Genomic DNA, 26269 nt, shown 5'->3' with positions numbered 1-26269 from the left:
CAACTTCACTTTTGCGCGCGGAAGCGGCGAAAAAGCCATCAACGGTCGCTTCTGACCACGACGGTGCCGAGCAGCAGGTCGTGCAAGGCGCGCTTTCGGTCGGTGAACAGGGTCACAAGAAGCACCAGGGGCGTTAGGAGGGCGTTGGCAGCCCAGAACAGGATCGAGTGCAGCACGGCAAACAGGCCGTCGACGGTTCGACCGTCCAGGCGGGCGAGCCGGATGCCCATCACGCGCATTCCCACCGTTGCCTGGTTTGGCCCGCCCAGCGTGCTCCAGATGTAGCAAAGCGCCACCAACGGGAAGAGCACGCCAAACAACATCCACCCCAGACCCAGCGTTATGACGCCAAGGACGAAAACGACGATGGCGACCGGTATGAGCAGCAGCCCGACGATCAGATAGTCAATACAGAAAGCGAAAATGCGCCGCGACCGGACACCGTCATAGTTGCGGATGTCGTCAAGGCTGCTGGTGATGATTTCGCCGTCCAGAACGCGAGCGTTCATTCCGTTTTGATTCCTTTCGGGCGCGGGTTGCGTGGGTTGATGCGCCTCAGACCGAAAAATGGGTAATCACAATGCAAAATCAAGATTTCTGGGCATCCAAGGAAATTTTCATTTACGCCTCGGGGCGGTTGAGTTGTGTCACATTCAGGCGCTAGTTTGTGCATTGCAGCAAGAAGGGCGATGCAGAATGAGCAGATATGCAATGCTGGTCATCGGGAGCGGGCCTTCCGGACGTCGAGCCGCGGTTCAGTCCGCAAAGCTTGGCAAGTCGGTGCTGGTCGTCGACAAGGGCCGGCGGCTTGGCGGCGTGTCTGTTCACACCGGAACCATTCCGTCCAAAACGCTGCGCGAAACCGTCCTCAACCTGTCTGGCTGGCGTGAACGCGGCTTCTACGGGCGCGGCTACAGGGTCAAGCAGGACATTGCCGTGGGAGATCTGATCCAGCGGCTCCAGAAGACACTCGATCACGAGGTCGAGGTTTTGCAGCATCAGTTCATGCGCAACGCAGTCAAGCACCAGCGCGCCGCGGCCAGCTTCCTCAGCGCCAATTCCGTCGCTCTGCTGGCCGACAGCGGCGAGCGCAGCGAGGTCGAGTTCGATCACGCGCTGATTTCGGTCGGCACCAAGCCGCACCGCCCGGCAACCATCCCCTTCGACCGCAAGCGCGTCTTCGACAGCGATGAGATGTTGGAACTCGAACGCCTGCCACGCACGCTGACCGTGATCGGCGGCGGCGTCATCGGCGTGGAATATGCCACGATCTTTTCGGCGCTCGATGTGCCCGTCACCCTGGTCGAGCCGCGCCAATCCATCCTCGATTTCGTCGACCGCGAAATCATTGACGATTTCATCCACCAGCTTCGCGACAGAGGCATGGTCATGCGGTTCGGCAGCGGCGTCAGGGAGGTTTTAAGCAAGCCGGACCATGCCGAGGTCATCCTGGCCGACGGTCGCGTGATCCGGTCGGAGATGGTCCTTTACGCCGCCGGGCGTTCGGGCAATGTCGAGGGTCTGGGGCTGGAGGCGATCGGCGTCGAAGCCGATGTTCGCGGCCGAATCAAGGTCGACCCGCACACATTGCAGACCTCGGTTCCCAACATCTATGCCGCCGGCGACATCATCGGCTTTCCCAGCCTGGCATCGACTTCGATGGAGCAAGGACGTGTGGCTGCCTGCCACGCCTTCGGCGTTCCCTTGCCTCCGGCGCCCGAGACCTTCCCCTATGGCATCTATGCCGTTCCGGAGATTTCCACGGTGGGCCAGTCGGAGGAAGAGGTTCGCGCCAGCGGTATCGCCTATGAATGCGGAGTAGCCCGGTTCCGCGAAACCTCGCGCGGTCACATCATGGGCGTGGACAGCGGTTTCCTGAAGCTGATCTTCTCGCTCGAAACCAGAAGGCTTCTGGGGGCGCATATCGTCGGCGAGGGCGCGACCGAACTGATCCATATCGGCCAGGCGGTCATCAACCTGCAGGGCACGGTCGACTTCTTCGTCGAGAACACGTTCAACTATCCGACGCTGGCCGAAGCCTACAAGATCGCCGGTCTGGACGCCTGGAACCGCATGGGTTACGCCGCCTTGCGGGCTGCCGAGTAATGTCAGCCCTTAAGCATCTGGGCGACTTGGGGCGCGAAATAGGTGAGGATGCCATCGCAGCCGGCGCGCTTGAAGGCTAGCAGGGATTCGAGCATCGCCTTTTCGCCGTCGATCCAGCCATTGGCGCTCGCCGCCTTGATCATCGAGTATTCGCCCGACACCTGGTAGGCGAAGGTCGGTACGCGAAACTCGTCCTTCAGCCTGCGGATGATGTCGAGATAGGGCAAGCCGGGCTTGACCATGATCATGTCGGCGCCTTCGGCCAGATCCTGCTCGGTCTCGCGCACTGCCTCGTCCGAATTGGCGTGGTCGATATAATAGGTCTTCTTGTCGCCCTTGAGCAGCCCGGCTGTACCCACGGCTTCCCGATACGGACCGTAGAATGCGGAGGCAAACTTGGTCGCATAGGACATGATCGCCACGTCCTGGAAGCCGTTGGCGTCGAGGGCATCGCGGATCGCGCCGATGCGGCCGTCCATCATGTCGGATGGCGCGATGATGTCGGAGCCCGACGCCGCCTGAAGCACGGCTGCGGCAGTGATTTGCTGTACCGTCTCATCATTGACGATCACGCCGTCCCGCAGGATGCCGTCATGACCGTGGCTGGTGAACGGGTCGAGCGCTACATCGGTTATGATACCGATCTCGGGCACCGCTTGCTTGATGGCGCGTGTTGCCTTGTTGATGATGTTGTCGGCATCGAGAATGTGCGAGCCCGTCTGGTCGCGAAGGTTCATGTCGACATTGGGAAACGTCGCGATGGCTGGGATGCCGAGTTTGGCGGCGCGCTCGGCTTCCTTCACCGCGAAATCCAGCGACATGCGAAACACGCCTGGCATTGCGGCGATCTCCTCGCGGCGACCTTTGCCGTCGACAATAAAGATCGGCCAGATCAGGTCGTCCACCGACAGCCTGCTCTCCTGAACGAGCCGGCGCGACCAGTCAGCCTTGCGCATGCGGCGCAAGCGGCAGCCGCCGGTGATCTCATCGACGCTGCGGCTTGAAAAGGGCTTGCTTGCGGTCATCTTGTTCATCAAAGGACTCCAGATCGCGCGATTTTTAACACAGCCGGTTTGCCAAGACCAATGCGACCCCTTGTTCCAGCGGCATTGACGCGAAGGGACCGCCCGCTTAGCTGTTTCATCCTGCTCGAGCCTCGGAGGATTCTGTTGACACACGACTTTGGCGGCGGCGACGAAATCCGCTTCGAACAGCAGGGCCTTGCCGGTATTGTTACCCTGACGCGGCCCAAGGCGCTCAATGCGGTCACCCACAAGATGGTGCGCGCGCTATCCGCCGCCTTGACCGCCTGGGAAACCGATCCGGCCGTCTCGGCCGTTCTGGTCAAGGCCGAGGGGCGGGCCTTCTCCGCCGGCGGTGACATCCTCGACATTTATCAAGCCGGGAAAGCGGGCATGCCGCCGGTGGACTTCTTCGCCGATGAATACCGTCTGAATGTTCAGATTGCGCGTTATCGCAAGCCTTATGTGGCTTTAGTCGACGGCATTGTCATGGGCGGAGGAGTCGGCGTGTCGTTCCACGGCTCGCATCGGGTGATGACCGAGAACGCGCAGTTCGCCATGCCGGAAGTCGGCATCGGCTTTTTTCCGGATGTCGGCGGCAGCCACATTCTGCCTGAACTGGGCGAAAGCTTCGGCATGTATCTCGGCCTGACCGGCACTCGCATCCGTTATGGCGACGCGTTGTGGTCGGGGCTGGCAAACTACACCGTGAAGTCTGAATATCTGCTCGGCATCATCGAGCGCGTGTCGGAGACCGGCGATGTCGACCTCGCATTGCGCGAGGCCTTCGCGCCGGCCAAGCGGGAGACGGAAGACGCTGATGTTCACGCCATTGCGCGACATTTCTCCAAGGATTCGCTGGCCGGCATCCTGGAAAGCCTTCGTGCGGCCTCGGCAACCGATCCCTTCGCTGCAAAGACGCTAGACACCCTGATGCTGCGGTCTCCTACCAGCCTGCACGTTGCCTTCCGCCAGATCGCTGCGGGCCTCGGGAAATCCATGGAAGACTGCATGCGGATGGAATTCCGCATCCTCAACCGCATGCTGGAGGGCAAGGACTTCTATGAAGGCATTCGCGCCGCCGTGATCGACAAGGATGCTGCGCCGAAATGGTCGCCGCCGCGTCTCGAAGACGTCGATCCAGCGGATATCGACCGTTACTTTCAACCCTTAGGGGAGAGGGAACTGGTGCTTTGACCTATGAAACCGCCAGTCTGAGAAGCCTTCGGCCAAGCCTGGCCGAAGCAGGTCTCGGCTGGTTCCTGAGGCTGGTTGCGCTCTACTGCCTGGCGTTCGGCGTTCTGTACTGGGTGCGGCTGATCGGCATCTATGGCGGCTCGATGTGGCGCTTCGACCTTATGCCGCTGCATTGGCAGGTCGCCTCAGTCACATTGGCCGCGCTGTTTCCATTCGCGGCGAGCGGGTTGTGGATGCAGGCGTCGTGGGGGCCGGTCATCTGGTTCGTCTGCGCTGCCACCGAGACGACCATGTATGTGGTTTATTCCAATCTCTACGGCAGAAGGCTGGCCATCGTGCTGGTGCATGCTGCCATCGCTCTAATCTATTGCGCCTTCCGGTTGCTCATCTGGTGGCAGCGCAGGCGTGCGGAAAGCCGTTCGGAACACGCCGCTTCGGGGCCGGAAAAAATTGCCTAAAAATAAAGGTTAATTGTTTGGGTGCGGGTGACGGTTCGTTAATCGTCTTTCGAAACCCGTGTTGCGTAAGCTCCCGTTAAGCTTGACTTTTAAGTCGAATTTTATCGGCATTCGATAGGTTCGTGCTCAAGGTGATCAAAACAAAAAGTCACCAGGCGACAAACGAGAGGCAAGAACAATGATCAACTCGCGTCCTGCTGCGAAGCCCGCAACTGTATCCGACGAACGCCGCGACGGTATTCGTTCGCTCTACATGGAATCGCTTCAGCTTGTTGAAAGGCTCCACCGCCGTCTACTTGACGTGATCAAGGATGAGTTCGATCGCAACGGCCGCAGCGACATCAATGCTATCCAGGCGCTGTTGCTGTTCAATATCGGCAACGCCGAACTTACGGCGGGCGAGCTGCGCTCTCGCGGTTACTATCTCGGCTCCAACGTGTCCTACAATCTAAAGAAGCTGGTCGAACTTGGCTTCATCAGCCACCAGCGCTCGCGGATTGATCGCCGCTCGGTGCGGATCAGCCTGACCGACAAGGGTCAGGAAGTGGCCGAGGTCGTTGGCGGCCTCTACGAGCGCCACATTGGTTCCATCGAGCAGGTCGGCGGCATCAACAGCGAAGAGTTCATGCAGATGAACCGTGCGCTGCAGCGCCTTGACCGTTTCTGGAACGACACCATCGCGTATCGCATGTAATCGTTAGGTTCTCGACGGGCGGCATCATCAAACCAACAGAGAATGACCGACAAGGACCGGTGGCAGAAATGCCCCGGTCCTGTTTTTTTTGGCCGGTCGGGGAAGGGTGGCCACGCTGCCGCCATATTCCGATGAAAATCCGGTAGCCGGTAGATCAGGCTTCGCCGTCCGCCAGCGTCCGTATCACACTGAAGTGATGCACGGTGAAGAGACCGTGGTTGGCATTTATTAAGCTTGATGAGAGTAAGTTCGCCGGCATGCTTAACGTTTGCCGAACAGGTGGAAGGTCGATCGTTCATGAAAACCAGTCGTCGTAATTTTCTGTACGGTGCAACCGCTGTGGGTGCCTCGTTGGTTGCCGGCCGCGCCAGCGCACAGGACGCAATCTCGGAGCTCCTGGGCGCCAAGCGTCGTGGAAACTGGGATGATCAGTTCGACGCCCGCGCCACCCAGGGCGGCAAGGTGGCAACCACCCTGCCGATCTTTTCCCCGCAGACGGTTTCTTTTGTCGAGCAGGCGATCAACTCCTATGGTCAGATCGTAGCCCAGGGCGGATGGCCGTCCGTTCCGGACACGAAGAAGCTGCAACTCGGCGTCATCGACCCCGATGTCGCCGCCTTGCGCCGCCGACTCATGGTTTCCGGTGACCTGTCCTCACGGGCCGGTGTGTCGAATGCGTTCGATACCTATGTCGATGCTGCAGTGAAGCGCTTCCAGGCCCGTCATGGCCTGCCGGCCGACGGCGTTCTCGGCCAGTACAGCTACGCCGCCATGAATGTCAGCGCTCCGGTTCGTCTTGGCCAGCTTCAGACCAACCTTACCCGTCTGCGCGAAAAGGCCGGCACGCTCGGAAGCCGCTATGTCGTCGTCAACATTCCGGCAGCCCAGATCGAGGCGGTGGAGAACGACCGTGTCGTGCTGCGCCACACCGCGATTGTCGGCAAAATTGACCGCCAGACTCCGATCCTCGCGTCCAAGATCAACGAGATCATCGTCAATCCTTATTGGAACGCGCCTGAATCGATCGTTCGCAAGGACATCATTCCGCTAATGCGCAAGGATCCGGAATATCTGAAGAAGAACGCCATTCGTATTCTGGGGCCGCAGGGCGAGATCGACCCGACGACCATCGACTGGTCTACCGAAGATGCGGCCAAGTTCCGCTTCCGCCAGGATCCGGGCAAGATCAACGCCATGGCTTCGGTCAAGATCAACTTCCCCAACAGCCATGCGACCTACATGCACGACACGCCGTCGCAGGGCCTGTTCAACAAGCTGATGCGCTTCGATTCGTCGGGCTGCGTCCGCGTCCAGAACGTGCGCGATCTCGTCACCTGGATCATGCGCGACACGGCAGGCTGGAATCGCCAGCGCTTCGAACAGACCATCAAGAGCGGTGAGAGCACGCCGGTCGCGATCACCAATCCTGTGCCGGTCTATTTCGAGTATGTTTCTGCCTGGTCGACCGGCGACAGCGTCGTCCACTTCCGCGACGACATCTACCATCTCGACGGCGCGCGCGAACTGCAGCTTTCTTCCGCGATCTGATCGAACAGCAATTTTTGCAAAAGCCGTCCCTCGGGGCGGCTTTTTCTTTTGGCGCTTTGGCGTAAAGCGGCAAACGAATTTCGCAGTGAGAGCGTGGCAGGCCTGCGGCAAGTGTGTTAATGGCCCGCCTGTATCCGCCTTTCCCTTACGGACACCGAGGAAATCACCATCATGGCATCCGCTTCGAAGACCAAAGACTTCTTTGAAACCCCGCTCGCAGAGATCGACCCGGAGATTTTCGGCTCGATCCGCAACGAACTGGGCCGGCAGCGCCATGAGATCGAACTGATCGCGTCGGAAAACATCGTCTCGCGCGCTGTGCTCGAAGCGCAGGGCTCGATCATGACCAATAAATATGCCGAAGGTTATCCGGGCAAGCGATATTATGGCGGCTGCCAGTATGTCGATGTCGCCGAAACCCTTGCCATCGAGCGCGCCAAGCAACTGTTCGGTTGCAACTTCGCCAACGTGCAGCCGAATTCGGGCAGCCAGATGAACCAGGCGGTGTTCCTGGCGCTGCTGCAGCCGGGCGACACCTTCATGGGCCTCGACCTCAACTCCGGCGGTCACCTTACCCATGGCTCGCCGGTCAACATGTCCGGCAAGTGGTTCAACGTCGTCTCTTACGGCGTGCGCAAGGACGATAATCTCCTGGATATGGAAGAGATCGAAAAGCTCGCCCAGCAGCACAAGCCGAAACTCATTCTCGCTGGCGGCACCGCCTATTCGCGCGTCTGGGACTGGAAGCGCTTCCGCGAGATCGCCGACAGCGTCGGCGCCTATTTGATGGTGGACATGGCCCATATCGCAGGTCTCGTGGCCGGCGGCGTCCATCCGTCGCCAATCCCGCATGCACATGTCGTGACCACGACCACGCACAAATCGTTGCGCGGGCCACGCGGCGGCATGATCCTCACCAACGATGAGGATATGGCCAAGAAGATGAACTCGGCAGTGTTTCCGGGCCTTCAGGGCGGCCCGCTGATGCATGTCATCGCAGCCAAGGCGGTCGCGTTCGGCGAAGCGCTGAAGCCTGAATTCAAGTCCTATGCGCAGAACGTGGTCAACAACGCCAAAGCCTTGGCGGAGAGCCTCAAGGACACCGGGCTCGACATCGTTTCCGGCGGCACCGACAACCATCTCATGCTGGTAGACCTGCGTCCCAAGAACGCCACAGGCAAGCGCGCGGAAGCCGCACTTGGCCGCGCCAACATCACCTGCAACAAGAACGGCATTCCGTTTGATCCCGAGAAGCCGTTCGTGACCTCCGGCATCCGCCTTGGCACCCCCGCCGGCACGACGCGCGGCTTCGGCGAAGCCGAGTTCCGCGAGATTGGCTCGCTGATCGCCGAGGTGCTCGACGGCCTGAAAATTGCCAACTCGGATGAGGGCAATGCCGCGGTCGAGGCCGCGGTGAAGACCAAGGTCGTGTCGCTGACCGAACGCTTCCCGATGTATTCCTATCTCGCTTGAGCCTGCGCGGGCGGCGCATCAACGCTGCCCGTCAATGCCTTGATACGGCGGGCAAATGGCCAATCTCCATCCGGATGTGGGCTAGTGCTTTAATCTCGGCGCATCTTGCTCTAGACCTTGGCTGCCGAGGAATCGCAGCCAGGGATTGTCATGCGTTGCCCATATTGTCAGTCTGAAGACACGCAGGTGAAGGACTCGCGTCCTGCCGAAGACGGCGCGGCCATCCGCCGCCGTCGAATCTGTCCGGTTTGCGGAGGCCGCTTCACCACCTTCGAACGCGTGCAATTGCGCGACCTCATCGTGACCAAGAAGTCGGGCCGCAAGGTGCCATTCGATCGCGACAAGCTGGCGCGGTCCATCGAAATCGCCTGCCGCAAACGCAATGTCGATCCCGAGCGCATCGAACGCGCCGTCAGCGGCATCGTTCGCCAGCTCGAAAGTTCTGGCGAGAGTGAGATTGCGTCGGGAGAAATCGGTCGGCTGGTCATGGATGCTCTGAAGTCGCTGGACGATGTCGCCTATGTCCGGTTTGCTTCCGTCTACCGCAACTTCCGCGAGGCCAAGGATTTCCACGATGTCCTGGGCGAGTTGAAGGGCGAAGAAGATGGGGCCGAGCGATGACAAGCAAAGGTGTTTCCCATCATGACAAGCTCGACCGGCGCTATATGGCAGCGGCTCTTCGGCTGTCGCGCCGCAATCTGGGCCTTACCTCGACCAATCCGTCCGTCGGAACTTTGATCGTCCGCAATGACGGGTCGGGGCCTTACATCGTTGGGCGCGGCATCACCGCCAGCGGTGGTCGCCCACATGCGGAGACTGTCGCGCTCGCGGAGGCGGGCGAACTGGCGCGCGGAGCCACGGCTTACGTGACGCTCGAGCCTTGCGCGCATCATGGGCGGACACCGCCTTGCGCAGAGGCGCTGGTGACCGCAGGCATTGCACGGGTCGTCGGAGCAGCCAGCGACCCCGACCCGCGCGTTTCGGGGAAAGGCTATGCCATTCTGCGGGCGGCAGGACTTGAGGTGACCGAGGGCGTACTGGCCGAGGAGGCCGCATGCCAGATGGCGGGTTATATGAGACGTTCGGTGAGCAAGCGACCGGAAGTGATTCTAAAACTTGCGCTTTCCAGCGATGGCATGATTGGCCGTCGCGGCGAGGGGCAGGTGGCGATCACCGGCGATATTGCGCGGCGCCAACTCCACATGCTGCGCGCAGAATGCGATGCAATCCTGGTGGGCATCGGCACCGCACTTGCTGACAACCCGGAACTGACCGTTCGTTTGGCCGGTCTGAAGGGGCGGTCGCCGGCCAGAATCGTTCTCGATGGGCAGGCGCGCCTGCCTGAGGATTCGAAGCTGGTGCTATCCTCCGGCGAAGTGCCGCTCTATGTGGCGGTTCTGCCTGGAGCGGATGCAAGGCGACGCGAAGCGTTGGAGAGGCTGGGCATCCAAATTCTGGCGACCGAAGACTATGAAGGGCGCATGGCGCTCCCCGAACTGCTTGAGGATCTGGCAGCGCGCGGCATGTCCAGCGTGATCGTCGAGGGTGGCGCAGAGACGGCGAAAGCGTTTATCGAGGAAGGTCTGGTCGACCGCATCTGTCTGTATCGCGGCCCGGAGGAAATCGGCGAGGGCGGGATCGATGCTCCGATCGACGAAACACGTATCCCCGCCGGCTTTCATCTGGTCCGCGAAGAGAATTATGGCGAGGACCGCTATATGGAATGGGTGAGGGCGGTCTGATGTTCACAGGCATCGTAAGCGATATCGGCACCGTGGCCTCGGTTGCCCCGCTCGACGAGGGCGTGCGATTGCGCATCCAAACCGCTTACGATCCATCGACGATCGATATCGGCGCGTCGATTGCCTGTGCAGGCGTCTGCTTGACGGTCGTGGCACTTCCTGAAGCCGGATCAAATGATCGGTGGTTCGAGGTCGAGGCTTGGGAGGAAGCCCTTCGACTGACGACAGCGTCGTCTTGGTCCGCAGGACGCCCCATCAATCTGGAACGCGCCTTGAAAGTGGGCGATGAACTTGGCGGTCATATCGTCTCGGGTCATGTCGACGGGATGGCTCGCATTGTGGCGCGCGAGACCGAAGGCGAGGCCGTACGTTTCCGTATCGAGGCACCCGATGATTTGGCTCGGTTCGTCGCGCCCAAGGGCTCGGTGGCGCTCGATGGCACATCGCTGACGGTCAATAAGGTCGATGGAAATGTGTTCGATGTCCTTCTCATCCATCATTCGCTGCAGGTGACCACTTGGGGCGAGCGGGCGGAGGGCGATCCGCTGAATATGGAAGTCGACACGATGGCGCGCTATGCGGCGCGGCTGATGGAATTCGACGCTTTAAAACGCAAATAAGCCCCCGCACCAGAAGTGCAGGGGCTTATATCGGCGTTAACCCATTACATCGGGTTTACGAGAACGGTTTTCACGATCGTCGCGTCGTTTTCGTCGGTGTCGATCGAAACGCTCTTACCAACCGCTACTTCCGGTGGGATGGCGACGTCTGCCGGGATGGTGAAGCTGGTGCCGTCTTCAAAAGTAATCACGCGAGATTCCGCGTTATACTCTTTAACAACACCATTGGTCTGGGCAGCGAAAGCGCCGCCTGCGAGGAATGTTACTGCTGCAAGAGCCAGAACAAGTTTCTTCATTTGAAATCTCCCTGAATTCTATCTGTCTTGGGTCGCCTGCTTATCTTGCAGAGCGTACCCAATAAGCTTTTCAGGACTGTTTGGTTTCCTTGGGGACGGTAAACCAGCCTCACAAAGTGGTCACAGATTGTTGAGCGGAGATTGGGGGAACCAATTTCAATAGGCGTTTTCGGTGTTCAGAAGCCGGATCGGCGTCAGTGCCAGAATTTTCAGGTCGAACCACAGCGACCAGTTCTCGATGTAATAAAGATCGAGCTCCGTCCGCATTCGGATTTTCTCGTCCGTATCCATCTCGCCGCGCCAGCCATTGATCTGTGCCCAACCCGTGACCCCGGGCTTGACCTTGTGTCGGGCGAAATAGCCATCCACCACTTCGGTGTAGAGCAGGTTATGCGACTGCGCCGCAATCGCATGCGGGCGGGGACCGACAAGCGACAGGCTGCCGAACAGCGCATTGAAGAACTGCGGCAACTCGTCGATTGAGGTCTTACGGATGAAACGTCCCACGCGTGTGACGCGCGGATCGTTCTTGGTCACCGATTTCTTCGCGGTCGGATCGGACTGGTCAGTGTACATCGAACGGAACTTGTAGACTTCGATAATCTCGTTGTTGAAGCCGTGGCGTTTCTGCTTGAAGAGGACCGGTCCCTTGGAATCCAGTTTGATCGCAATCGCCGTGATCAGCATGATGGGCGAGAAGACGACGATGCCGAGAAGGCTGAAGGCGATATCGAAAATGCGCTTGGCGACCGAATCCCAGTCGGTGATCGGCTTGTCGAAGATGTCGAGCATCGCAACCGCGCCGATATAGGAGTAGGCGCGGGGACGGAACTGCAACTGATTGGAATGGGCCGACAGGCGGATGTCGACGGGCAGCACCCAAAGCTTCTTGAGTAGCTGAAGCACTCGTCCTTCCGCCGTGAGCGGCAGCGACACGATCAGCATGTCGACACGCGCGATGCGGGCGAATTCGACGAGTTCGGAAATGGTGCCAAGTTTCGGATAACCGGCAACGATCGGCGGCGATCGGACATCGTCGCGGTCGTCGAAGATGCCGCAGATGCGTATGTCGTTATAGGGCTGCTGTTCCAGCTGGCGGATCAGAACCTCAGCGGCTTTGCCGCCACCGACGATGACAGCGCGGCGCTCCATGCGTCCGTTGCGAGCCCAGCGCCGCAGCACCGTCGACACGATCAGCCGCAATGCCACGAGCAGAACGAAACCGACCGCGAACCAGGTGCCGAAAAGCAGGCGTGAGAAGTCGGAGGAGATTTTCAAGAAGAAGGCAACCACCGCCATGAGTGCGAAGGTTCCGGCCCAGCCGAGAAGGATGCGCGTCAGCGAGCGGAGCGGCCGCATCACAGCCTGAATCTGGTAGCAGTCGAGAATGTCGAGAATGATGACCGCCACGGCCGAAACCACGGCTATGACCATCAGATATTGCCAGACGAGGTGGCTGAAGAAGCTGACGTTGAAGGCGTAGAGCGCGATGCCCGACAGGAACAGGACGCCAAATTCGATGAGATGCAGAACCCCACACACCATGACAGGCGACAGCGTATCGGCACGATACTGAGCCGCCACCTGCCGCGCCACCTCGTTGAGATTGCCGCTGTCGCCGTTCTGTCTGGTCTCAGCACTGCGGACGGACTTCGCCGAGAAGCGGCCCGCCGGATCGATCTCTTTCATAAACAGGTCCTGTCGCCTCTTGAGCGTTGCATAGCGCAAATCCGCTAAAAAAGCTTGAAATCTCGTCAAGCAAACAAGCGCAACCCACCGGAAGCGTGACGGAATACGCTTCCGGCGGGAAGAGGGGGCGGGCTACGCGAGACCTTTAAAACCCGCAGTCATGAACCGGTGTCTTCCCTAACGAGGGGTTGAGAAGAGAAGTTTGCCGGTTGCTGTTCGTGAAATCGTGGTGGCGGAACTCGTGCCGCTGCGCCCTAGAACAGGCGCTCGCGGATGTAGATCGTGTCTCCCGGAATGATGGGATCGGAAATCAGCACCCGACCGGTGACGACATTGCCGTTAACGGAGCGGGTGATGTCGGCATCGACTTGCGAAGCGCGAGGCGTGAAGCCGCCCGCCATCGCGATTGCCTGCTGGACCGTCATGCCCGGGACAAAAGAATACTGCCCTGCCGCGCCGACTTCGCCCATGACGAACACCGACCGGTAGCGGTCGACTTCCACCGCAACGTCGGGGTCGCGCAGATAGCCTTCGCGCAGCCGAGCGGCGATTGTGCCTTCAATTTCCTTGGCGGTTTTCCCCCGCGCTGCCACCGCTCCGACTAGCGGGAAGGAAATGTAGCCGGACTGGTCGACGCTATAGACGTTGGTCAGGCCGTCCTGCTCGAAAACGGTGACGCGAACGCGGTCGCCGGCCCCCAGCCGATAGGGCTCGTCGATTGCGGCATGAAAGGCTTCCGGAGCGGGGCGATAGGTCGAGCAGCCTGCCACTGCGAGCAGCATCACCGCGACAACCGCCTGGCTGAGGTGAGAGAAGCTTTTCATATCTCAACGGCTACCTTTTGAATGGTCGCGAGCTGCGAAGCGGCGATATCAGGATCGAACTCGTTATGACCTTGTTAGGGTTAATGGCCGGTAAAGGCCTGGCGCAAACCGCGAAGAAGGTGGGTCGGGGAACGCTGAGAGGTCCCAGAGGGTGTTTAGACGCGTCTTTAACCACCGAGTTACCATGTTTGTTTACCGTGACGGCTTCCTCCTGCGGAGTAGGGAGCATGTCCAACGTACTGAGCAGCCATCAAAGCCTCCAAACAGTGAGCCTCGCGGCCCGCTGGAGACCCATCGCTGCGTTCGTTCTCCTCTCCTGCCTAGCAGCCTATGGCCTCGGCACGCAGTTGCCCGAACGCTATCGGGCCGAGGCTCGTATCCTGATTGACGGGCTAGACACTGACCGTGGCGTCGCCGCTGTGGAGCAGAGCATCGCCGGCCAGATCGGCCTCATCCTCTCCGACGAGAGCTTGAAGCGTGCTGCTGACCGTCTCGATCTTGAAACCCGCGGCGAATTCGGCGGAGGCGAGGCTGGTTGGCTGGACAGTTGGAAAATCCGCTTCGGTCTTGTTCCGGATCCCGAAAGGATGTCGGCGGAAGCGCGCACATTGGCGGCGATGCGTGACAGGCTGACGGTTCGGCGGGCCGACGGGCGGCTGATTGCGATAGAATTTTCGGCGGAAGACCCTGACGTCGCGGCCGCCGTTCCCAATGCCCTGGCAGACGGGTTCGAGACTTTGCGGCAGAATGACGATTCCGTGGGACGGTTGCCGGTCAGCCGGGTTATAAGCCGTGCGACGGCGCCTGCTGAACCCTACTATCCAAGTCTGCTCCGGATCGTCGGCATGACATTCATCCTCTCCGTCTTGATTGCCTGTGTCGTGGCGCTGATTGCCGCTGCGATTTTCAGGCACAGAAGGGTATTCCAGCCGTCGATGCAGTCAATCTCGTTGATCGGCATGCCGGCAGACACCCCGCGCAACCTGTTTTCCGAAGCAGACGAGCCGCAGGCCAGAACCGTTGGTGCCATCAAGGAAAAGCCGCGTTCCGTCTATGGTGGCGTGCCACTCGGCATCGATGTCGAAACCGCCGCCGAACGGCTTATCGCAGGCGGCACGGCGCGTGCGGTCTTTCTCTCGCCCGAAGGCGACGACGCAGCGGCGAGTTCGGTGCTGGTTGCGCGGGAAATTGCCGATGCGGGGCTGCGTGTGCTGCTGCTCGACCTGACTGCATCGGCCGCGGCTTCCAGCCCGATGCTCGACCGGCGCAGCCACCCGGGAATCACCGACCTGCTCGCCTCAGAAGCGCAGTTCAGCGAGGTGATCCATGCCGATCATTATTCAGCCTGTCACGTCATCCCGAAGGGAAACGCCGACCCCGTGCGCGCCATGCGTGCGGCCGACCGATTGCCCATCATCCTGCACTCGCTGATCACCGCCTACGACATCGTGGTGGTGGAATGCGGACCCGCCGATCCGTCGGGCGTCCACAGGGTTGTCGGCGAAAGCACCACCATCCTGGTCAGCCATATCGAAGCTGGAGAGGCGGTAGCGCGCGCGCTCAAGAACATGGCGGCTCACGGCTATACGGACGTCACCTTGGTCCGCCCAGAACGCGCCATGCAGAGGTGGAACGAGGGCCGTTCGGTCGCATAGACCTTATCGGCGTTGTGTCGCCTTAGGGTCCTTCACCATCCACTTGATGATCAGCATGGCCGGCAGGATCCAGACGAGGCCGCCGAGCGCGAAATAGATGAAGTGGACGAGAGGGCCGGATTCGGCGAGTTGCGCCACCGCGATCAGCGTCGCCACCATCGAGTACACGATGACCAGCAGGACCAAGAGCACCGTTCCGATCAGCTTCTTCAGGCGCACAGGCATGGTCGTCTCTCCGTTCGGCTTTCGCATAAGCCCTCGAGCCTGCCTGCGCAACCTTGCAAGCGGCGCGACGGCGTGTCGCGCGGGCCGAACTTGCCTGTTTCCATCCGATGGTCCACCTATCCGGCGGATTGGAACAGGAGAAGGTCGCCATGGCCTCCGTCGAAGCAGCGCCTCTGGTCGCGCGTGACCGTGAACTCGCCAACCGGGCGATGATCCGCGGCTGGCTCTATGTCGTGCTCTTCTTCTTGTTCGCCATCGTTCTGGTTGGCGGCGCCACGCGCCTGACGGAGTCCGGGCTTTCGATCACTGAATGGAAGCCGATCCATGGCATCATCCCGCCGCTGTCGGACGCCGAATGGCAGGAAGAGTTCCTGAAATACCAGCAAATCCCGCAATATCAGATCCTGAACCAGGACATGACGCTGGACGGCTTCAAGACGATCTTCTGGTGGGAGTGGGCGCATAGGGTCCTGGCGCGCGGCGTTGGTTTCATCTTTGCGGTGCCGCTTTTGTATTTCTGGTTCAGCCGGCGCATCGAGCCCGGTCTCGGTCCGAAGCTGGTCGGCATTCTTGCGCTCGGCGGTTTGCAGGGCGCGGTCGGCTGGTGGATGGTGGCTTCCGGCCTTGTCGAGCGGACAGAGGTCAGCCAGTACCGTCTGGCCACGCATCTAACCATCGCCGCGCTCATCTTCACCGCCACCATGGTCGTGGCGCGCGGATTGGCGCAACATCACGCAGCCCCCGCCGACCGGGTCACACAGAAGTTTGCTGGCTGGATCGTCGTGCTGGTGCTCTTCCAGATATTCCTCGGCGGCCTCGTGGCAGGGCTGGATGCCGGCCTGACCTACAACACCTGGCCGTTGATGGATGGCGCCGTCATTCCCGGCGATATGCTGATCATGCAACCCGTGTGGCACAACTTCTTCGAGAACCCGAAGACGGTGCAGTTCATCCACCGCGGCGGCGCTTATCTGCTCCTCGCGCTGACCTTGTGGCATATGATTGCCACGCACAGGCGGCAGCCAGGTACGACCCATGGACGGCGTGCGCTGATCCTCTTCCATCTCGTGCTGCTGCAGGCGATCATCGGCGTCGTCACGCTGCTGATGCAGGTCGACATCCATTGGGCCCTGCTGCACCAAGGCTTTGCGCTGGTCACGCTGGGCTTTGCCGCAGCCCACTGGCGCGCGACCAAGGGTAGCTATCCGCTGCCCACGGAAATCGCCGTCAGAAGCTGAGCCGGACCGAGCGAATCGCTTCGGCGACAATCAGTTACAGCCGCACTTTCCAGATGCGGCTGCTGAATGTTTCCGCGATGAGAACGGCACTGGCGATATTCCAGCGGTCCGGGAACGCCGGATCGTGCATTCAGTGCGTCGCACCGAGCATCAGATCCATGTTCTGCACGGCTGCACCCGAAGCGCCCTTGCCGAGATTGTCGAGCAGGGCGACGAGATTGGCCTGGCCCTTTCCTTCCGTACCGAACACGAACAGCTTCATGCGATCGGTATCGTTGAGTTCGGTCGGGTCCAGCCGCGCCAGCCTGGCGCTATCTGCCAGCGCTACCACCTCGACGATATCCTGGCCGGCGTAGTGCTGGAGGAGCGCCGCATGCAGGTCCTGTAGGGTGGGACTGCCGTTCAGGTCGCTGAGATGCAGCGGCACCTGTACGATCATGCCTTGTGCGAAGCGGCCCACCGATGGGGAAAAGATCGGGCGCTTTGCCAAGAGGCCATGCGTCTGCATTTCGCCGACATGCTTGTGGGTAAGCGGCAAGCCGTACAGGAAATGCGGCGCGGCGATATGCTCCGGGTTCGAGGCATCCTCCATCTGCGCGATCATCTGTTTTCCGCCGCCCGTGTAACCGGAGACCGCGTTGACGGTGACAGGGTAGTCGGACGGCAGGATGCCAGCGGCAACCAGCGGCCGGATCAGGCCGATGGCGCCCGTCGGATAGCAGCCGGGATTGGCGACAAGCCGAGCCTTGGCGATGCGTTCGCGCTGCGCTGCGTCCATCTCAGCGAAGCCGTAGGCCCAGTCGGCGTGGGTGCGGTGGGCGGTCGAGGTGTCGATGATGCGGGTAGAATTGTCGCCTTCGAGAATGGCGACGGATTCCTTGGAGGCGTCGTCGGGCAGGCAGAGGATAGCGATGTCCGCCTCGTGCAGCAGCTCGGCGCGTTTGTCCTTGTTGCGGCGTTCGGACTCGGGAATGGACAGCACCGCGAGATCGTCGCGAGCAGCGAGGCGCGTGCGGATCTGCAGACCCGTGGTGCCGTGTTCGCCGTCGATGAAGATTTTCGGTTTCATACCAGCCATTCCGTAAGTGCGTGTTGTTTCAGTGCCTTGCGTCCGTTGCCGGACTCAGGATTTCAAGCCCGTTCGCGGGCGCGTTTCTCGGCGAGAAGCCCGAGATAGTGCATCGCGACCGTCGAGCCGGCGATTGCCGTGATATCAGCATGATCGTAGGCCGGCGCAACCTCTACAACGTCGGCGCCCACCATGTCGATATGGCCCATCTGGCGCAGCACCGACAATATCTTGGCGGAAGACGGTCCGCCGGCGACCGGCGTGCCAGTCCCGGGTGCGAAAGCTGGATCGAGGCAGTCTATATCGAAGGTGACATAGGTTTTCTTGCCCCCGGTTCGCTCGGCGATGGCATAGGCGATGTCGACGGCGCGCAGTTCTTCGACCTCATGGCCATAGAGAATCTTGATGCTGAAATCGTCCGGCGCATGGGTGCGGATGCCGATCTGGATGGAGCGGTCGGGATCGATGAGACCTTCCTTGACCGCGCGGCCGACGAAAGAGCCATGATCGATGCGTTTCCCATCGTCAGGCCATGTGTCCTGGTGGGCGTCGAACTGCACCAGGGCCAACGGACCATGGATGGCCGCATGCGCCTTGAGAACCGGCCATGTCACATAGTGGTCGCCCCCAAGCGTCAGCAGGAACGCCCCGGATCTCAGGATTTTCGCTGCCTCGCGCTCGATGGTGCCCGGCGTTTTCTGATGGTTGCCGCTGTCGAGCAGGCAGTCTCCATAGTCGATCACAGAGAGTTCGTTGAACAGATCGCGTCCGAAGGGATATTGCGGATCATTGTCGAAAATCGCCGACGCGCGGCGGATCGCCTGCGGGCCAAAACGTGCGCCGGGACGGTTGGTCACGGCTGCGTCGAACGGGATGCCCCAGACGGCGACGTCGACGCCTTTCAGGTTTTTCGTATAGCGCCGACGCATGAAGGAAAGCGCACCTGCATAGGTCGGGTCCGTTGCCCGACCGGTGTTTTTGGTGGCGGTGAAGGCGTGATCGATCGACGATGACGGCATGGGCTATTCCTTCATGCAGTTTTCAGGGCACCGTTATTCGCCATTCGTTTCAGAAATGCGACCGCTTTCTGTGTGGTGGCTTCCCCGCGTCCACTTTACCGCGGCGCATCCGAGGCATCGGCTATCGGTTTGGTGGCCGAGATCGCGTAACGGTGCTGTATGCCTCGCGCCATTGCCGAAAATGCGTTCCAGTGCTTCGACTGCGCCTTGTGGATCTGCCGCAGATCGACATCCACCCGAACATCGTGGAAACCCGCAGCCGTGACCAGATCGGCGACATCGTTGGCCCGCGCGCCGCCTGAGAAATGGACGCGGGAGAGAATGCTCCTGTGCGCTTCCATCATGTCCGGTGACGCGGGGACTGCGTCAGCTTTCAAGAGACCGAATTTCTGCAGCAGCTTTGCAAGCCGCTTCAGCGCTTTTTCAGTGAATCCGGCGGTGACGAAATCCCCGTCCACGATCAACAGGCGTCCACCGGGTTTCAATACCCGCCTCCACTCCGCGAAAGCCGCCTTCGGATCCACCAGCGTCCACACCAGATGGCGGGTGACGACGACGTCATAGGTGCTGTCCGGTTCCATCGTGTTTTCCGCGTCGCCCAAGCGAAAGCGAATTGAGCGGCCGCGCTTTCGTGCTTTGGCGCGCGCGAGATCGAGCATCGGCTCGGCCCAGTCGAGGCCCGTCACGGCAAAGCCGAGATCGTCAAGCAGATGCGAAACCACGCCCGTTCCGCTGGCAAGGTCTAGCGCCTGACGACCGTTACCCTCTCCAAGATGACGGAGAATCAGCTTCTGCCAGGCCTCCCGCTCGGCATCGGTGAAAATTTCGTGGCCGGGCGACAGGTCGAAGGTTGCGGCGCGCGCCGACCAATAGGCTTTGATCTCGTCGCGGAGACCGTAATTCGATGCGTGTTCCAATCAATGCTCCAGAAGTGCGAACGACGATTCAAATCGGGAAGAGCGGTAGATATTACTTGACGATTTTAATCAAGAAATTGTACACGCGCCACATATCCACGGAGTGAATGTTGATGCGCACTATGTCCAGGGCGACCGTTTTGGCAACGGGGCTTCTTCTTGCAACGGTCTGGCCGGCATTGGCCGATAAAGTCACCGTTACCGACGTCACAGGCCGTCAGGTCGAGGTCGAGGCTCCGGTCAAGCATGTGATCCTCGGTGAAGGTCGCCAGATCTATTTCCTTGCCGCGCTGGACAAGCAGAACCCGTTCGAGCACGTCGTTGGATGGCGCGACGATCTGCCGAAAGCCGACCCCGAATCCTACCAGGCCTATCTGGAAAAGTACCCCGATATCGCAAAGCTGCCGACTTTCGGCGGCATGAAAGACGGCACGTTCGACATTGAACAGGCGGTGTCGCTGAAGCCGGACGTCATCATGATGAACGTCGATGCCAAGACGGCGACGGAAGAGGCGGGTTTCATCGAAAAGCTCGACAAGGTCGGCATTCCGCTGGTCTATGTCGACTTCCGCGAGAAGCCGATGCAGAACACCGAACCGAGCATGCGCATCATGGGCAAGCTTCTGGGCAAGGAGCAGTTGGCCGAGGACTTCATCAAGTTCCGCGCCGACAGCATCAAGCGCGTGACCGACGTTCTCGACGAAAAGAAACCGGAAAAGCCTCTCGTCTTCATCGACCGGGCAGGCGGTTATTCCGACGACTGCTGCATGTCCTTCGGCGACGAGAATTTCGGCAAGATGGTCGAGATCGCCGGTGGCATCAACATGGCCAAGGACATCATCCCGGGCACCTTCGGCGTCGTGAACCCCGAGCAGATCATCGCGTCCAATCCTGATCAGATCATCGTCACCGGCGGCACGTGGGAAGCCTATGTTCCCGGCGGCGATTGGGTTGGCCTTGGATATGGCGCTGACCTAATCGAAGCCCGCCGTAAGCTGGAGAACCTGACCAAGCGTCCGGCTTTCACCGAGGTCAAGGCGGTGCAGGAGGGCAATTTCCACGCAATCTGGCACCAATTCTACAACAACCCCTATCAGTTCGTCGCCATCCAGGAGATTGCGAAGTGGCTGCATCCGGAATTGTTTAGCGACCTCGATCCGGAAGCGACCTTCAAGGAACTGCACGAGCGGTTCCTGCCGCTCGACTACAAGCCGGGATATTTCGTCTCGCTGAAAGACAAGTAAGCCATGACCGATATGGCTGTTGAGGCTACGGCTACGGGGCGCGATCAGTATCGCGCCCTTGCCTTTAGGCGCATCGTCATCCTGTCTGTTCTGGCGTTTGCGCTCGCAGTCAGCGTGTCCGTCGACATGGCGCTCGGGCCGGCGAATTATTCGCTGACGCAGGTGCTGAGCACGATCTTCGATCCTGCCACAGCCGCAAACCAGCTCCGCGTCGTCATTTGGGATATCCGGATGCCGATCGCGTTGATGGCGATCACAGTTGGCGCCTCGCTATCGGTTGCCGGCGCCCAGATGCAGACGATCCTGTCGAACCCGCTTGCCAGTCCCTTCACGCTCGGTATCTCCGCAGCTGCCGCCTTCGGCGCCGCGTTGGGGCTTGTCGGCGGCGTGGCGCTCTTCCCAGGCGCGGTGCAATATATGGTCCCCATCAACGCCTTCGTCATGGCAATGGCGGCGGCACTTTTCATCCATTTCGCCTCCACCATGCGCGGCGTCAGCGTCGAAACCATCGTCCTGTTGGGTATCGCGCTGGTGTTCACCTTCAACGCAGCGCTATCGCTGCTCGAATATCTCGCTTCCGAGCAGGCGCTGGCAGCCGTCGTCTTCTGGACCATGGGCAGCCTGACCAAGGCGACCTGGGCGAAGGTTTACGTCACCGCCGCCATCCTCGTCGTCACAGTGCCGCTGTTCATGCGCAACGCCTGGGCTCTGACCGCCCTGCGGCTGGGCGACGACAAGGCCGCCAGCATGGGCGTGAATGTCCGTCGGCTGCGGTTGACGACGATGATGACGGTTAGCCTGCTGGCTGCAATTCCGGTATCCTTCGTCGGCACGATCGGGTTCGTCGGCCTTGTCGGCCCGCATATCGCCCGCATGGTGGTCGGAGAGGACCAGCGCTTCTTCCTGCCCGGCTCTGTGATCTGCGGCGCCTTGCTGCTGTCCGTCACGTCGGTCGTCAGCAAGGTTTTGATCCCCGGCGCCATCCTGCCGATCGGCGTCATCACCGCGCTTGTCGGCGTGCCGTTCTTCTTTGTTCTTATCTTCAGCAACCGGAGGCGGGCATGGTAGCGCTTGCGCTTCAAGATGTGGGCGCAGCCTATGGCCGCACCACGGTGCTTTCCGGCGTCACGACCGACCTGTTGGAGAGCGGCAGCGTCACGGCGGTGATCGGTCCCAATGCCGCCGGCAAGTCGACCTTCTTCAAGCGCATTGCCTCGCTGATATCGGGGCCGGGTGTGGTTCAACTGTCCGATACCGATCGCGGCAAGAAAACCATCTGCTACATGCCCCAGGACACGGGCGCCAATGCGGTGCTGACGGTCTATGAATCCGTTCTGCTTTCGGCCAAGCAAGGCGGCGGTTGGCGGGTGTCGGATGACGAACTGGGCAGCATCGACGCGATCCTGAAATCGCTGAGGATAAGCGACCTTGCGTTCAAGGGGCTTGGAGAACTTTCGGGCGGGCAACGCCAGCTCGTTTCGCTGGCCCAAGCACTGGTCCGCGAGCCCGAAGTGCTGTTGATGGACGAGCCGACTTCGGCGCTTGATCTTCACCGGCAGATCGACGTGCTCGACTTCGTCTCCGAACTCGCAGTTCGCAAAGGCATGATCGTGCTGATTGCGTTGCACGATCTCAACCACGCGCTGCGCTATTGTCAGAATACGATTGTAATTGCCGACGGTGTGATGGTTGCCAGCGGTCCGACCAAAAGCGTTATCAACGATGGCATGCTGCGCGACATCTATCGCGTTGCTGCGCGGATCGAAACCTGCTCGCTGGGGCGGCCCATGGTGATCGTCGACCGCGCCATCTGAGTGTTCTGGCGGTCAGGACGCGTCCTTCGGCTGCACGTTCCAAACGACGACCAACAAAAAAAGCGGGCCCGAAAGCCCGCTTTTTTCGATTGTATGATCTGGAAGCTTAACGCTTCGAGAACTGGAAGGAACGACGGGCTTTCGCACGACCGTACTTCTTACGCTCGACGACACGGCTGTCGCGGGTCAGGAAGCCACCCTTCTTGAGCACGCCGCGCAGGGTCGGCTCGTAGTAGGTCAGCGCCTTGGAGATGCCGTGACGAACGGCACCGGCCTGGCCGGAGAGGCCGCCGCCGGCAACGGTGGCGACGATATCATACTGGCCGGCGCGGTTTGCCGCGACGATCGGCTGGTTCAGGATCATCTGCAGGACAGGACGCGCGAAATAGGCTGCATATTCCTTGTCGTTGACGATGATCTTGCCCGTGCCCGGCTTGACCCAAACGCGCGCAATAGCGTTCTTGCGCTTGCCGGTAGCATAGGCGCGGCCCGACTTGTCGAGCTTCTGGACGTGGACCGGAGCAGCCGGCTGCGACGATGCAGCGACGGTTCCGAGATCTGCGAGCGAGTTCAGCTCAGCCATGTTACGAAGCCTTCTTGTTCTTGCTGTTCAGCGCGCCGACGTCGAGCGTCTCGGGCTGCTGAGCGACATGCGGATGATCGGTGCCCGCGTAGACGCGGAGATTCTTCATCTGGCGACGGCCGAGCGGGCCGCGCGGGATCATGCGCTCGACAGCCTTCTCGAGAACGCGCTCGGGGAAGCGGCCTTCGAGCAGATGGCGCGCGGTGCGCTCCTTGATGCCGCCGGGGTGGCCGGTGTGCCAGTAATACATCTTGTCGGTGTATTTCTTGCCGGTGAACACGACCTTGTCGGCGTTGACGATAATGACGTTGTCACCGTCATCGACGTGGGGCGTGAAAGTAGCTTTGTGCTTGCCGCGAAGACGGTTGGCGACGATCGTGGCGAGACGGCCAACGACGAGACCCTCGGCGTCGATCAGCACCCACTTCTTCACCACGTCCGCAGGCTTCTGCGAAAAGGTTGCCATGGTTTCTGCTTTCTGTTCGGACCTTCTGAGAAGGCGTTTCTTGTTGCTTGATTGGCAGGCTTACGGGCCGAGCCAATGAAAAAACAGCGACCTCTGTCGAGATCGCCGCTTCGATGTGGCTTATAAAGAGGGGCTGATGAGGCGTCAAGCATGTCACCCCGTCAATTACCTAAGAAAAACAATTAGAATCAAATGCTTGAATATGTGGTGCTATTTTACCGTACAGTTCTTGTCGGCTCGGGGGGTATTGCGGCCTAATTAGCAGAATGCTAATCATCGTAATGAGGCAAATTCACTACAGCCGTGAAGCTCTTAAGCCGCTGACGAGGATGCCTACGAACACTGCCAGCCTGATACGAAATAAAATCGAGCAATATGCGCTAGATCCAGTGTCACAGGCCAACAATGTAAAACGTCTCAAAGGTTATGAAGGATATATGCGCCTTCGGGTCGGCGATTGGCGGGTGATTTTTCGAGAAGATGGAACGGTTGTCGCCATTATCAGCGTCGGCCCCCGCGGAAGCATTTACGGTTGAGAGGTTGACTATGGGCGTTCAGACCCTGACGACATCGAGCGGTGAACGCTTGATTGTGATGCCTGAGGAAGAATACGAGCGTCTTTTGGAGGCAGCCGAAGAGGCAACCGCCAGTGCAGAAATACGCAATTTTGAGATGCGTCTTGCGGCCGGCGATGAGGAGTTGCTGCCTTCGGAGTTTGTCGAGCGGATTCTGGCCGGCGAAAATAAGGTTGTCGCGTGGCGCGACCACAGAGGCTTATCTGCCAAGAGTCTTGCCGAAATGTCTGGCATCACTCAGGCTTATCTTTCGCAGATCGAGACGGGAAAAAGGGACGGTACTGTCGGCACGATGAAAAAGATTGCCGACGCGTTGAACGTATCGGTGGATGACCTGATCTAAGAATCATGTTCGCTTCGGCGGGATGGAATATGTGCCCGTGGCGTGCGCCACCGTCTGCCTGTCAGGACCGGCGACGATATCGCAGTCGAAAACCATCAGGCTGCGACCTAGCTTCAGGATACGGCAATGCGCGTCGATCGGCCCGGCCTCGGCCTTGCGCATGAAGTTGATGGTGAGATTGGTGGTGACCGATAGTGCATCGGGACCGGCGTGGGAGAGCACGCAGACATAGCCGCCTATATCAGCCAGCGTGAACAGGGAAGGGCCGGAGACCGTACCGCCCGGACGCAGATGCCGCTCGTCCGCATTCAGCCGAACCGTGCAGCCACCCGGGACGATTGCGATGGTGACGTAGGATTCGGACATGTCATTGAGTTGCGGGTAAACCGACGCGATGAACGCGTTGATATCCTCGATTCCCATAACGGGCGTTAGATCGGCCTGAGATGGCATGCGGCATATCCTCCTCGCCCGGCTTGCCCGCCGGTAACTTTTCGCGGTGGCATTTCGTCAACGGAGAGAAGACACATTTGCGGGCTGTCCTTCAAGGCGGGCCATGCTAGTTCTCTCGTGAAAAGAGATCATCGCGCGTCAGCGAGGATCTGGCGGGAGAACACTATGGCCGATGTCGTTTCCATCAAACGCGCCGTGTCCGGCGAGGTAGAGGCAGGACCGATCGTGCGCAGTCTGGAGAACGGCGTCCTTCGAATCACCATGGCCAACCCTCCCGCAAACGCGCTGTCTCTGGCGATGATGGAGGCTCTTCAAGCCGCATTCGATGCTGCGCGCGACGACAAGGCTGTGCGGGTAATTATTCTCGCGGCGTCCGGCAAGGTGTTCTGCGCGGGGCACGATCTCAAGGAACTGACTGGCCGCCGTGGCGATGAAGATCGGGGAAGGGCGTTTTTCGAAGTCACGATGCAGCGCTGTTCCGAACTGATGCAAACCATCGTTCGCCATCCCAAGCCGGTCATCGCCGCCGTTGATGGGCTGGCGACTGCGGCTGGCCTGCAACTGGTCGCAAGCTGCGACCTGGCCGTCTGCACGGACCAGTCGGGCTTTTGCACGCCGGGGGTTAACATCGGTCTGTTCTGCTCGACGCCGATGGTGGCTTTGTCGCGCAATGTCTCGCGCAAGCAGGCGATGGAGATGCTGCTGACCGGCGAGACCATCGACGCCTCCACAGCGCGTGAATTCGGCCTTGTAAACCGGGTCGTCCCCCGCGAATATCTGAATCAGATTGTCGGAAAATACGCGCAAACCATTGCTTCCAAATCGCCTTTGACGCTCAAGATTGGCAAGGAAGCGTTCTATCAACAGGCCGAAATGAACCTGGCGGATGCCTATGAGCACACCGCGCGCGTCATGGTAGAGAACATGATGGCCAAAGATGCTGAAGAAGGCATCGGAGCGTTTATCGAAAAGCGCGCACCTGAGTGGACAGGCGAATAA

At 60.1% G+C, this 26269-nt stretch carries 29 protein-coding genes; 17 read left to right on the top strand and 12 right to left on the bottom strand.

Translation table 11 applies throughout. The features are described from left to right. Nucleotides 1–38 precede the first annotated feature (38 nt). Complete coding sequence (locus tag ICI42_RS18805; RefSeq protein ID WP_188166140.1) at nt 39–509, bottom strand: RDD family protein; 471 nt, start codon at nt 507–509, stop codon at nt 39–41. 187 nt (nt 510–696) lie between these two features. Here ICI42_RS18805 and sthA point away from each other — a divergent pair, with 187 nt between their 5' ends. After that, nucleotides 697–2106, top strand: a complete 1410-nt coding sequence (gene sthA, locus ICI42_RS18800) for a Si-specific NAD(P)(+) transhydrogenase (RefSeq protein ID WP_188166139.1) — start codon at nt 697–699, stop codon at nt 2104–2106. 2 nt (nt 2107–2108) lie between these two features. On the opposite strand, the gene hemB is transcribed toward sthA, so the two are convergent. Next, nucleotides 2109–3140: a porphobilinogen synthase gene (gene hemB, locus ICI42_RS18795; protein WP_188166138.1), complete on the bottom strand. Its 1032-nt coding sequence runs from the start codon at nt 3138–3140 to the stop codon at nt 2109–2111. A 135-nt stretch (nt 3141–3275) separates the two neighbouring features. Here hemB and ICI42_RS18790 point away from each other — a divergent pair, with 135 nt between their 5' ends. From ICI42_RS18790 to ICI42_RS18755, 8 genes are all read left to right on the top strand, one after another. Next, a complete protein-coding gene (locus tag ICI42_RS18790) occupies nt 3276–4325 on the top strand; it encodes an enoyl-CoA hydratase/isomerase family protein (RefSeq protein ID WP_230980437.1) in 1050 nt (349 codons plus the stop codon). Further along, on the top strand, nt 4322–4783 hold the full coding sequence (locus tag ICI42_RS18785) for a DUF6163 family protein (protein ID WP_188166136.1): 462 nt from the start codon (nt 4322–4324) through the stop codon (nt 4781–4783). The genes ICI42_RS18790 and ICI42_RS18785 overlap by 4 nt, the downstream gene beginning before the upstream one ends. 178 nt (nt 4784–4961) lie before the next feature. Beyond that, the gene (ldtR, locus tag ICI42_RS18780) at nt 4962–5477 is read left to right on the top strand and encodes a transcriptional regulator LdtR (RefSeq protein WP_188166135.1); all 516 of its coding nucleotides are present in this window, start codon (nt 4962–4964) and stop codon (nt 5475–5477) included. Between the two features lie 297 nt (nt 5478–5774). After that, entirely contained in the window at nt 5775–7025 is a 1251-nt protein-coding gene (locus tag ICI42_RS18775; protein ID WP_188166134.1) for a L,D-transpeptidase family protein, read from the top strand. A 171-nt stretch (nt 7026–7196) separates the two neighbouring features. Beyond that, nucleotides 7197–8498 carry a serine hydroxymethyltransferase gene (gene glyA, locus ICI42_RS18770; protein ID WP_188166133.1) on the top strand — a complete coding sequence of 434 codons (1302 nt, stop codon included), beginning with the start codon at nt 7197–7199 and terminating at the stop codon, nt 8496–8498. 150 nt (nt 8499–8648) lie between these two features. Beyond that, nucleotides 8649–9119: a transcriptional regulator NrdR gene (gene nrdR, locus ICI42_RS18765; RefSeq protein WP_188166132.1), complete on the top strand. Its 471-nt coding sequence runs from the start codon at nt 8649–8651 to the stop codon at nt 9117–9119. After that, on the top strand, nt 9116–10240 hold the full coding sequence (gene ribD / locus ICI42_RS18760) for a bifunctional diaminohydroxyphosphoribosylaminopyrimidine deaminase/5-amino-6-(5-phosphoribosylamino)uracil reductase RibD (RefSeq protein ID WP_188166131.1): 1125 nt from the start codon (nt 9116–9118) through the stop codon (nt 10238–10240). Before nrdR ends, ribD begins: the two co-directional genes overlap by 4 nt. After that, entirely contained in the window at nt 10240–10860 is a 621-nt protein-coding gene (locus ICI42_RS18755) for a riboflavin synthase (protein WP_188166130.1), read from the top strand. Before ribD ends, ICI42_RS18755 begins: the two co-directional genes overlap by 1 nt. A gap of 44 nt (nt 10861–10904) precedes the next feature. Here the strand turns inward: ICI42_RS18755 and ICI42_RS18750 are convergent, their stop codons facing one another. The 3 genes from ICI42_RS18750 to ICI42_RS18740 form a co-directional block, all read right to left on the bottom strand. Next, complete coding sequence (locus tag ICI42_RS18750; RefSeq protein WP_188166129.1) at nt 10905–11156, bottom strand: hypothetical protein; 252 nt, start codon at nt 11154–11156, stop codon at nt 10905–10907. A gap of 156 nt (nt 11157–11312) precedes the next feature. After that, nucleotides 11313–12845 carry an undecaprenyl-phosphate glucose phosphotransferase gene (locus tag ICI42_RS18745; protein ID WP_188166128.1) on the bottom strand — a complete coding sequence of 511 codons (1533 nt, stop codon included), beginning with the start codon at nt 12843–12845 and terminating at the stop codon, nt 11313–11315. 254 nt (nt 12846–13099) lie between these two features. Beyond that, the gene (locus tag ICI42_RS18740; protein ID WP_188166127.1) at nt 13100–13669 is read right to left on the bottom strand and encodes a polysaccharide biosynthesis/export family protein; all 570 of its coding nucleotides are present in this window, start codon (nt 13667–13669) and stop codon (nt 13100–13102) included. A 227-nt stretch (nt 13670–13896) separates the two neighbouring features. Between ICI42_RS18740 and ICI42_RS18735 the strand changes: the two genes are divergently transcribed. Next, entirely contained in the window at nt 13897–15324 is a 1428-nt protein-coding gene (locus ICI42_RS18735) for a hypothetical protein (protein ID WP_188166126.1), read from the top strand. Between the two features lie 3 nt (nt 15325–15327). Here ICI42_RS18735 and ICI42_RS18730 read toward each other — a convergent pair whose 3' ends face one another. After that, nucleotides 15328–15549 carry a DUF2842 domain-containing protein gene (locus tag ICI42_RS18730; RefSeq protein WP_188166125.1) on the bottom strand — a complete coding sequence of 74 codons (222 nt, stop codon included), beginning with the start codon at nt 15547–15549 and terminating at the stop codon, nt 15328–15330. Nucleotides 15550–15698: 149 nt separating this feature from the next. Here ICI42_RS18730 and ICI42_RS18725 point away from each other — a divergent pair, with 149 nt between their 5' ends. Continuing rightward, nucleotides 15699–16787, top strand: coding sequence for a COX15/CtaA family protein (locus ICI42_RS18725; protein ID WP_188166124.1), 1089 nt, complete (start codon nt 15699–15701; stop codon nt 16785–16787). Nucleotides 16788–16917: 130 nt separating this feature from the next. Here the strand turns inward: ICI42_RS18725 and argC are convergent, their stop codons facing one another. From argC to ICI42_RS18710, 3 genes are all read right to left on the bottom strand, one after another. Beyond that, complete coding sequence (gene argC / locus ICI42_RS18720) at nt 16918–17856, bottom strand: N-acetyl-gamma-glutamyl-phosphate reductase (RefSeq protein ID WP_188166123.1); 939 nt, start codon at nt 17854–17856, stop codon at nt 16918–16920. A 62-nt stretch (nt 17857–17918) separates the two neighbouring features. Next, nucleotides 17919–18875, bottom strand: coding sequence for an agmatinase (gene speB / locus ICI42_RS18715; RefSeq protein ID WP_188166122.1), 957 nt, complete (start codon nt 18873–18875; stop codon nt 17919–17921). 95 nt (nt 18876–18970) lie between these two features. Continuing rightward, nucleotides 18971–19792 (bottom strand): class I SAM-dependent methyltransferase, encoded by an 822-nt coding sequence (locus ICI42_RS18710; RefSeq protein ID WP_188166121.1) that lies wholly within the window; start codon nt 19790–19792, stop codon nt 18971–18973. Nucleotides 19793–19914: 122 nt separating this feature from the next. On the opposite strand from ICI42_RS18710, the gene ICI42_RS18705 reads away from it, so the two are divergent. Genes ICI42_RS18705 through ICI42_RS18695 form a run of 3 tightly spaced genes read left to right on the top strand, consistent with a single transcriptional unit; the run spans nt 19915 to nt 22850 of the window. Continuing rightward, nucleotides 19915–21036: an ABC transporter substrate-binding protein gene (locus ICI42_RS18705; RefSeq protein ID WP_407945185.1), complete on the top strand. Its 1122-nt coding sequence runs from the start codon at nt 19915–19917 to the stop codon at nt 21034–21036. 3 nt (nt 21037–21039) lie between these two features. Further along, entirely contained in the window at nt 21040–22104 is a 1065-nt protein-coding gene (locus ICI42_RS18700) for a FecCD family ABC transporter permease (protein WP_188166119.1), read from the top strand. After that, a complete protein-coding gene (locus tag ICI42_RS18695) occupies nt 22098–22850 on the top strand; it encodes an ABC transporter ATP-binding protein (protein WP_188166118.1) in 753 nt (250 codons plus the stop codon). The genes ICI42_RS18700 and ICI42_RS18695 overlap by 7 nt, the downstream gene beginning before the upstream one ends. A 106-nt stretch (nt 22851–22956) precedes the next feature. Here the strand turns inward: ICI42_RS18695 and rpsI are convergent, their stop codons facing one another. Together rpsI and rplM are read right to left on the bottom strand one after the other, a co-directional pair. Next, nucleotides 22957–23433 carry a 30S ribosomal protein S9 gene (rpsI, locus tag ICI42_RS18690; protein ID WP_188166117.1) on the bottom strand — a complete coding sequence of 159 codons (477 nt, stop codon included), beginning with the start codon at nt 23431–23433 and terminating at the stop codon, nt 22957–22959. Between the two features lies 1 nt (nt 23434). Next, a complete protein-coding gene (gene rplM / locus ICI42_RS18685; RefSeq protein WP_188166116.1) occupies nt 23435–23899 on the bottom strand; it encodes a 50S ribosomal protein L13 in 465 nt (154 codons plus the stop codon). A 266-nt stretch (nt 23900–24165) separates the two neighbouring features. Between rplM and ICI42_RS18680 the strand changes: the two genes are divergently transcribed. Then, on the top strand, nt 24166–24435 hold the full coding sequence (locus tag ICI42_RS18680; protein WP_330999197.1) for a type II toxin-antitoxin system RelE family toxin: 270 nt from the start codon (nt 24166–24168) through the stop codon (nt 24433–24435). Between the two features lie 10 nt (nt 24436–24445). Next, entirely contained in the window at nt 24446–24817 is a 372-nt protein-coding gene (locus ICI42_RS18675) for a helix-turn-helix domain-containing protein (protein WP_188166115.1), read from the top strand. Nucleotides 24818–24820: 3 nt separating this feature from the next. Here ICI42_RS18675 and ICI42_RS18670 read toward each other — a convergent pair whose 3' ends face one another. Next, nucleotides 24821–25270: a PaaI family thioesterase gene (locus tag ICI42_RS18670; RefSeq protein ID WP_188166114.1), complete on the bottom strand. Its 450-nt coding sequence runs from the start codon at nt 25268–25270 to the stop codon at nt 24821–24823. 165 nt (nt 25271–25435) lie between these two features. Between ICI42_RS18670 and ICI42_RS18665 the strand changes: the two genes are divergently transcribed. After that, nucleotides 25436–26269 (top strand): enoyl-CoA hydratase, encoded by an 834-nt coding sequence (locus ICI42_RS18665; protein ID WP_188166113.1) that lies wholly within the window; start codon nt 25436–25438, stop codon nt 26267–26269.

Source organism: Oryzicola mucosus (assembly GCF_014534685.1).
In the GTDB taxonomy this organism is placed as follows: Bacteria; Pseudomonadota; Alphaproteobacteria; order Rhizobiales; family Rhizobiaceae; genus Oryzicola; species Oryzicola mucosus.
This window is presented reverse-complemented; position numbering and strand designations above follow the sequence as displayed.

Coding starts and splice junctions, on each gene's coding strand:
- ICI42_RS18805 (WP_188166140.1), bottom strand. CDS start 509: ATGAACGCTCGCGTTCTGGACGGCGAAATCATCACCAGCAGCCTTGAC.
- sthA (WP_188166139.1), top strand. CDS start 697: ATGAGCAGATATGCAATGCTGGTCATCGGGAGCGGGCCTTCCGGACGT.
- hemB (WP_188166138.1), bottom strand. CDS start 3,140: ATGAACAAGATGACCGCAAGCAAGCCCTTTTCAAGCCGCAGCGTCGAT.
- ldtR (WP_188166135.1), top strand. CDS start 4,962: ATGATCAACTCGCGTCCTGCTGCGAAGCCCGCAACTGTATCCGACGAA.
- ICI42_RS18775 (WP_188166134.1), top strand. CDS start 5,775: ATGAAAACCAGTCGTCGTAATTTTCTGTACGGTGCAACCGCTGTGGGT.
- glyA (WP_188166133.1), top strand. CDS start 7,197: ATGGCATCCGCTTCGAAGACCAAAGACTTCTTTGAAACCCCGCTCGCA.
- nrdR (WP_188166132.1), top strand. CDS start 8,649: ATGCGTTGCCCATATTGTCAGTCTGAAGACACGCAGGTGAAGGACTCG.
- ribD (WP_188166131.1), top strand. CDS start 9,116: ATGACAAGCAAAGGTGTTTCCCATCATGACAAGCTCGACCGGCGCTAT.
- ICI42_RS18755 (WP_188166130.1), top strand. CDS start 10,240: ATGTTCACAGGCATCGTAAGCGATATCGGCACCGTGGCCTCGGTTGCC.
- ICI42_RS18750 (WP_188166129.1), bottom strand. CDS start 11,156: ATGAAGAAACTTGTTCTGGCTCTTGCAGCAGTAACATTCCTCGCAGGC.
- ICI42_RS18745 (WP_188166128.1), bottom strand. CDS start 12,845: ATGAAAGAGATCGATCCGGCGGGCCGCTTCTCGGCGAAGTCCGTCCGC.
- ICI42_RS18740 (WP_188166127.1), bottom strand. CDS start 13,669: ATGAAAAGCTTCTCTCACCTCAGCCAGGCGGTTGTCGCGGTGATGCTG.
- ICI42_RS18735 (WP_188166126.1), top strand. CDS start 13,897: ATGTCCAACGTACTGAGCAGCCATCAAAGCCTCCAAACAGTGAGCCTC.
- ICI42_RS18730 (WP_188166125.1), bottom strand. CDS start 15,549: ATGCCTGTGCGCCTGAAGAAGCTGATCGGAACGGTGCTCTTGGTCCTG.
- ICI42_RS18725 (WP_188166124.1), top strand. CDS start 15,699: ATGGCCTCCGTCGAAGCAGCGCCTCTGGTCGCGCGTGACCGTGAACTC.
- argC (WP_188166123.1), bottom strand. CDS start 17,856: ATGAAACCGAAAATCTTCATCGACGGCGAACACGGCACCACGGGTCTG.
- speB (WP_188166122.1), bottom strand. CDS start 18,875: ATGCCGTCATCGTCGATCGATCACGCCTTCACCGCCACCAAAAACACC.
- ICI42_RS18705 (WP_407945185.1), top strand. CDS start 19,915: ATGTCCAGGGCGACCGTTTTGGCAACGGGGCTTCTTCTTGCAACGGTC.
- ICI42_RS18700 (WP_188166119.1), top strand. CDS start 21,040: ATGACCGATATGGCTGTTGAGGCTACGGCTACGGGGCGCGATCAGTAT.
- ICI42_RS18695 (WP_188166118.1), top strand. CDS start 22,098: ATGGTAGCGCTTGCGCTTCAAGATGTGGGCGCAGCCTATGGCCGCACC.
- rpsI (WP_188166117.1), bottom strand. CDS start 23,433: ATGGCTGAGCTGAACTCGCTCGCAGATCTCGGAACCGTCGCTGCATCG.
- rplM (WP_188166116.1), bottom strand. CDS start 23,899: ATGGCAACCTTTTCGCAGAAGCCTGCGGACGTGGTGAAGAAGTGGGTG.
- ICI42_RS18680 (WP_330999197.1), top strand. CDS start 24,166: ATGCTAATCATCGTAATGAGGCAAATTCACTACAGCCGTGAAGCTCTT.
- ICI42_RS18675 (WP_188166115.1), top strand. CDS start 24,446: ATGGGCGTTCAGACCCTGACGACATCGAGCGGTGAACGCTTGATTGTG.
- ICI42_RS18670 (WP_188166114.1), bottom strand. CDS start 25,270: ATGCCATCTCAGGCCGATCTAACGCCCGTTATGGGAATCGAGGATATC.
- ICI42_RS18665 (WP_188166113.1), top strand. CDS start 25,436: ATGGCCGATGTCGTTTCCATCAAACGCGCCGTGTCCGGCGAGGTAGAG.